Below are 6,147 nucleotides of genomic sequence, written 5' to 3' on the forward strand. Positions count from 1 at the left end.
GTTCCTGGTTCGTCTATTGCAGGATTGGGGAAAATATGAAAAGATTATGATATAGTCTTGCTCAATATCCCGACCCTCAACCTATGAGTTCATCCCCGATCCTTGTTAACGTTCAGGAAGACCGACTAACTGCATCCGCTAGTTCTGCCAAAAAGGCTAATCTATTTCAAAATTTAGTCAGTCCCAAGACTTGGAAAATTTTTGTTTCCACTTTTATTACTATTTTTTTAGCGGAAATTGGAGATAAAACCCAACTCACGACTTTATTAATGACGGCAGAATCTCACGCCCCTTGGATTGTTTTTGCAGGTGCAGGAAGTGCCTTAGTATTAACCAGTTTATTAGGGGTTTTACTGGGTCAATGGTTAGCGACACGCATCTCTCCCCGAACCTTGGAACGGTTAGCCGGAAGCAGTTTATTAGTGATTTCTGCCTTATTAATTTGGGAAGTTTTAAACTCATAAAATTAAAATAAATCTATGGATTTTCAATTATTAGGATTGAGTTTTATTACGGTTTTTCTATCAGAATTAGGGGATAAAAGTCAAGTAGCGGCGATCGCTTTAAGTGGAAGTACCAAATCCCCCCGTCCGATCTTTTTGGGTACAGCCGCAGCCCTATTATTAGCAAGTTTTTTAGGGGTGATGGTGGGACAAGGGGTTGCAGAAGTTTTACCGACCCATCTTGTTAAAATTGCTGCTGCTATTGGGTTTGGAGTGTTAGGAATTCGGTTACTCTGGTTTAATCAAGGGGAACATTCAGAAACCGATTTTTCAGAATAGAATCGCCAACATTAATCAGTCTGATTTAAGAGATACAAATTCATGTATCTCTATTTTTTGATTGGCTTTCAATTCTTCTTAAAAATTTATCCTGAATTCTAGGAAATAAAAGTGCAAAATTAAGATAACTAACCGATTTATCAGTCGCACTTCGGATGTTCTGGATATGTTTAAAAAAATTATTAATTTTGTCAGTAATGTAATTTGGCCCGTTGCTGAACCCCTAATTTTCACCTTTTTTCCCCAATATGAACCTTTATTTAACACTATTCTGCCCATTGCAGAACCTTGGGTTCAGAAATTATTAGAACAAAACCCTCAAATTACTCTGAATACAGCCCCAACTTTGGAAGTTAAACCTAGTCAAATTCTCAGCGATATTAATCTTTTAAGCAGTTATAAAACCCTCACCCAATTATCAGGACAATCCTCGCAATTATTTATATTAACAGATGATATTGATGTTCTAGCACCGCCTAATACTTTTAATTTTCCCCAACAACCCAGTGGCTTGATTTTACCAGAATGGACAATCAATAATCCAGGCGGAATATTAGCCTTAGCCGGAGATGATAGTTTAGTTGGTTCTCATCAAACCGATGTCATGAATGGAAATACGGGAAATGATCAATTATTCGGTGCAGAAGGCATTGATTTATTGCGAGGTGGTCAAGGAAATGATACCCTAAACGGGGATAGTGGAAATGATATTATTAATGGAAATCGTGAGGATGATTTCTTAATGGGAGGGGAGGGAGAAGATTTATTAAGAGGAGGGAAAGGAAAAGATAATTTAGATGGAGGTGGGGGACGGGATATTTTAATTGGAGATTTAGACTTTGATATTTTAACCGGGGGTACGGATGCCGATCTATTTATTTTAGGTGCAAACCCCGCAGAAGTTCCTCTAAACCCTACTGAAGCCGATTTAATTACCGATTTTAATGCTACAGAAGGCGATAAAATTGTGATTGTTGCCAGCTTAACTTCTGAACAACTTACCTTAGAAACCTTTGATCAAACTGCCAATTTCCAACTCGCCACTGGAGCCTCCCAAGGAATTATTATTCGTCAAACAACAACGGGGAATATTTTCGGTGTTGTCGCTAATACCACCGATATTAATAGTGTTAAAAATAGTATTAATATTGTGAATATTAGTGATGATTTGTTAGGAATTGGCTAAAACAACCAATTTCTTCTAAACTTGTAGAATAGCCCCCGGACTAACTTTAGTGTTGCATCCTCAGAGAAGTTGTTAAAATTTTTTCTCACCCCTATCAACAGTGAGGCAAATTTCAGGTACAATCAATCAGGATAGCTGAGGATGGATCATGAACTGGATGCGCTACATTGCTGTTGCTTTAATTAATGCTTTCGGTGTAGTCGTTGGAATTATTTTAGTTCCCGCCCCTCCAACTTACGCTCAGTCCGCACCAACGGATTTGGATTTAGAGTATCACATTAACGATTCAGGACTGCAACTGCCAGGGTTTGAAACCGATACTCGCAAAAATCCTAATTTTGAAACCATCGAAATTACACCGAAATCCTTAGCTGAATTATATCAACTGCGCGATCGCATTCAAGCCGAATTAAAGAAAGTCTCTAATCCTCCCGATATTAATAGTAATTTAGAAGCTTGGGAATATCAACTGCAACTCAAACAATATGAAACCTTAGTTAAAGCAAACCGTCAAGTTGAAACCCAAATTAAATTTGAAGAAACAACCCTAGAAACTTGGAATCAAGCGATTAAAATAGCTACGGAAGCGGCAACCTTTGGTAAACAACCCGAAACCCATACCGTTAAAGATTGGGAAACAGCACAACAATTATGGGTTCAAGCTATTGATACGTTAAGAAAAATTCCTAGAGAATCTTTTTTAAGTGCTAAAGCTATTGATAAAATTGTAGAATATCAAGGGTATTTAGCGATCGCAACTTATCAACGCGCTTTAACGCAACAATCTCAAAAAGAACAACCCGAAAAACCACAAACCATTTCCCCCATTTCCACCGCTAATCCTCAATTTCCAGGGTTTAAACTCTATGGAGATACAAACCGAGATGGTGTTGTGAATGAAGCGGATGAACAACGCCCAGAACAATGGTCTTTATCCGTTGGGCCGTTAGTCTTATTTAATAATGATGATGATGATCGGAGTGGCTTACCCGACTGGCGAGAAAAAGGGGTGAATGGGGATGAAGATGAAAAGGATTTAGCAGTCGTTCATTTTAAAGTCTCTCAAGATTATAACGGTTCAGAATTATTGATGAGTGTTGATGAAACAGCTAGACCTTATATTAATTTATTCCAAAAAACCTCAAGCGGATGGAAACTTGTTGATTTATCGGGTACAACGCCTTTAGAATTTAGTTCAGATATTATTTTAGGGGTAGAAGCGAAACAATTTGCGAATCAAAATTGGTCAGGTTTAATTAATTTAAAAGCCACCGCCCGTAAACAGGGAATTATCATCGCAACTGATACGATTTCAATGGGAGTAGCTCCTTGGATTATGTCTCCCAATACTGCACCCGTTTCTGAAGTTCATATTAGCGATCGCGGGGATAATCAAACCATTGTTCAAGAGGTCAAAACAATCGTTGAAAAAACCGGAGCTAATGTTAAAGTGACACCAGGAGCAACCTTATGGATGCAAGGAACCCAAGAAATCGGTTATGTTCAATTTCCCAATGGGGAAGGTTTAGAGGAATATCCTGTTGTTTTAAAAGGAAACCGGAGCACAGAAAGTGATGATTATGCTCAATCTTTAATGAATCAAAATTTCGGTTGGTTTGAAGTCGGTAAACCCCGCCAATTAGATGTATTTAATCAGTGGGCAGATTGGTATAATAATTTAGCTGTAACTCCCGCTTTACCAGAATATCCATTAGGCAGAATTTATTACGGTACAGCCGATAATGTCAGTTTAAATCCCGAAGTTCTGGAGTTTTTAAAAGCCCAAAAGATTCAAGGTGATCCCGTTGCCATTGATACCTCTTGGTTAATGGTGCGTCATGTCGATGAAATTATTAATTTTATTCCCAGTCCATCCGGTGAACCCTTAATGTTAATTGCCAGTCCTGGGGAAGGAATTAAACTCCTTAAAGAACTGGAAAAACAAGGTTATGAAGGAGCCGCAATTAATCGAGAATTAAGCACGCAAACCACCGTCCGGGCTGCTTTAAATAATCAATTATTGATGCAACATAATCAAAATTTACAAAAGCAAAAAATTGATCCTCTGATTAATCAACTTAAAAAAGAATTTAATCTGAGAACTGATCAAATTATTGAAATTCCGGCAATCTTTAGTTATAGTGGGTATGCTTGGTGGCCAAATTTAATTAATTGTGTTTATGTCAATGGAGAATTATTAGTTTCTAATCCCAAAGGGCCGTTAATTGATGGGCGAGACTATACCCAAGAAGATTTTAAACGCCGGGTTGAAGTGGCTGGAATTAATGTTGAGTTCCTAGAGGATGATTACTATCAAGAATTACAAGGCAATATTTACAGTGCCACAAATACCACTCGTCTCGGAAATGAACAACCCTTCTGGGAAGATGTACCGACCCCATAATCATTATTCCAACCCCCATCTCACCCCCCTGTTCTTGCCCTAGACCCATTCCCTGCTAATATAGCTACATCAGTTTCTCACCGTTGGGGAAGTGGCCCGTGCGTATTCCACTCGATTATTACCGAATATTAGGCTTACCGATTCAAGCAACTCCTGAGCAACTTAAGCAAGCGCACCGTGATCGCACTTTGCAACTTCCTAGACGGGAGTATTCTGATCAGGCGATCACCGCACGCAAGCAATTGATTGATGAGGCGTATGCAGTTCTATCGGATGCCGATCAACGTCAAGCTTATGATATGGGGTTTTTAGCCAAAACCTACGAACCCGAATCAGAAGTTAAAACTCCGGCTTTTGGCAAACGTGTCACCCACGAAGCCACTGCTTTAGAACCCGTCATCGACTCTCACACACCCAGTATTGAGATCGAGGATAAACAATTTGTGGGGGCATTATTATTACTCCATGAATTGGGGGAATATGAATTAGTGGTGAAATTATGTCACCCCTATCTTAGTAATGGCAGTATTGGCCTCAAAGATGGTCGTTTTGGTGATCCGGCTCTGATTGTTCCTGATATTATATTGACCGTTACCTCAGCCTATTTAGAATTGGGTCGGGAGCAATGGCAACAAGGACAATATGAAAACGCCGCTTCTTCCTTAGAGGCTGGACAAAATCTATTATTACGAGAAAGCTTGTTTGCCAGTTTGAGAGGTGAAATGCAAACGGATCTCTACAAACTCCGTCCTTACCGGATTTTAGAATTACTCCAACTTCCCTTAGAAAAAGCCGCAGAACGTCGCAAAGGATTGCAACTCCTGCGAGAAATGCTCCATGAACGGGGCGGCATTGACGGTCAAGGGGAGGATCAATCTGGGTTAGGGGTCGAAGACTTTCTACGGTTTGTGCAGCAACTCCGTCGCTACATGACCACCACTGAACAACAAGGGTTGTTTGAAGCCGAAGCTCGTCGCCCCTCTGCCGTTGCCACCTATTTAGCGGTTTATGCCTTAATTGCCCAAGGCTTTGCCGAAGCTCAACCGGCGTTGATTCGCAAAGCTAAATTAATGCTGATGCAGTTAGGACGGCGGCAAGATGTACATTTAGAAAAAGCCGTTTGTGCTTTATTGTTAGGGCAAACGGAAGAAGCCAGTCGTTCTTTGGAATTAAGTCAGGAACGGGAACCCATTGCCTTTATCCGAGAAAATTCCCAGAATTCCCCTGATTTATTACCGGGATTATGTCTCTACGCGGAAAGTTGGTTACAAGATGAGGTATTTCCGCATTTTCGGGATTTGCTGGATAAGTCGGTTTCTTTAAAAGATTATTTTGCTGATCCCCATGTCCAAGCTTACCTGGAAGCCCTACCGAATGAAACGGGCAACCCTTCCAATGAGTGGGTTGTGGTTCAGCCTCGCCGTGCTGGTACAACGTCAAAATCCAGTCCAACCCCCACGAATATTCAACTGACCAACACGCCCCTAGAGTCTCCCCTGACAACGGGAACCCGCGTGAATTCGGAAGTGTCAGGAGTTCAGGTTAACGAATCCGTTTCCCCCCTGTTGTCCGCCCCTCCTCCACCGAGTATTCGGACTTCCGTTGAAGCGGGTTCTGCCTCAACATCGTTACAGGGAAGTCGTAAACCTGAGTCTTCCCGTCGCAGTTCTTCCTCAACCCGGGAAACTCCCCCTTCTCCGGTTCCTGAACCTACATCATCGGGGACTACCCCGATGATGTAGGTTCAGGAACCGGAGAAGGGGGAGTTTCCCGGG

Annotated in this window: 4 protein-coding genes and 1 pseudogene; all 5 read left to right on the forward strand. The window is 41.1% G+C overall.

Features of this window, described 5'->3' with window-relative positions; genetic code table 11:
• Positions 1 to 83 precede the first annotated feature (83 nt).
• A complete protein-coding gene (locus tag IQ236_RS23250) occupies positions 84 to 464 on the forward strand; it encodes a TMEM165/GDT1 family protein (protein WP_193871489.1) in 381 nt (126 codons plus the stop codon).
• A 15-nt stretch (positions 465 to 479) separates the two neighbouring features.
• Positions 480 to 782 carry a TMEM165/GDT1 family protein gene (locus tag IQ236_RS23255; RefSeq protein ID WP_072718948.1) on the forward strand — a complete coding sequence of 101 codons (303 nt, stop codon included), beginning with the start codon at positions 480 to 482 and terminating at the stop codon, positions 780 to 782.
• 166 nt (positions 783 to 948) lie between these two features.
• Positions 949 to 1,968, forward strand: coding sequence for a calcium-binding protein (locus IQ236_RS23260; RefSeq protein WP_193871490.1), 1,020 nt, complete (start codon positions 949 to 951; stop codon positions 1,966 to 1,968).
• A 148-nt stretch (positions 1,969 to 2,116) separates the two neighbouring features.
• The gene (locus tag IQ236_RS23265; RefSeq protein WP_193871491.1) at positions 2,117 to 4,372 is read left to right on the forward strand and encodes a protein-arginine deiminase family protein; all 2,256 of its coding nucleotides are present in this window, start codon (positions 2,117 to 2,119) and stop codon (positions 4,370 to 4,372) included.
• A gap of 98 nt (positions 4,373 to 4,470) precedes the next feature.
• Positions 4,471 to 5,800: pseudogene (locus tag IQ236_RS23270) on the forward strand (J domain-containing protein); the annotation flags it as partial.
• Positions 5,801 to 6,147 lie beyond the last annotated feature (347 nt).

This window comes from Planktothrix mougeotii LEGE 06226 (assembly GCF_015207485.1).
In the GTDB taxonomy this organism is placed as follows: domain Bacteria; phylum Cyanobacteriota; class Cyanobacteriia; order Cyanobacteriales; family Microcoleaceae; genus Planktothrix.

Excerpts from the sequence above, each read along its gene's own strand:
- IQ236_RS23250 (WP_193871489.1), top strand. The coding sequence starts at position 84 with ATGAGTTCATCCCCGATCCTTGTTAACGTTCAGGAAGACCGACTAACT.
- IQ236_RS23265 (WP_193871491.1), top strand. The coding sequence starts at position 2,117 with ATGAACTGGATGCGCTACATTGCTGTTGCTTTAATTAATGCTTTCGGT.
- IQ236_RS23260 (WP_193871490.1), top strand. The coding sequence starts at position 949 with ATGTTTAAAAAAATTATTAATTTTGTCAGTAATGTAATTTGGCCCGTT.
- IQ236_RS23255 (WP_072718948.1), top strand. The coding sequence starts at position 480 with ATGGATTTTCAATTATTAGGATTGAGTTTTATTACGGTTTTTCTATCA.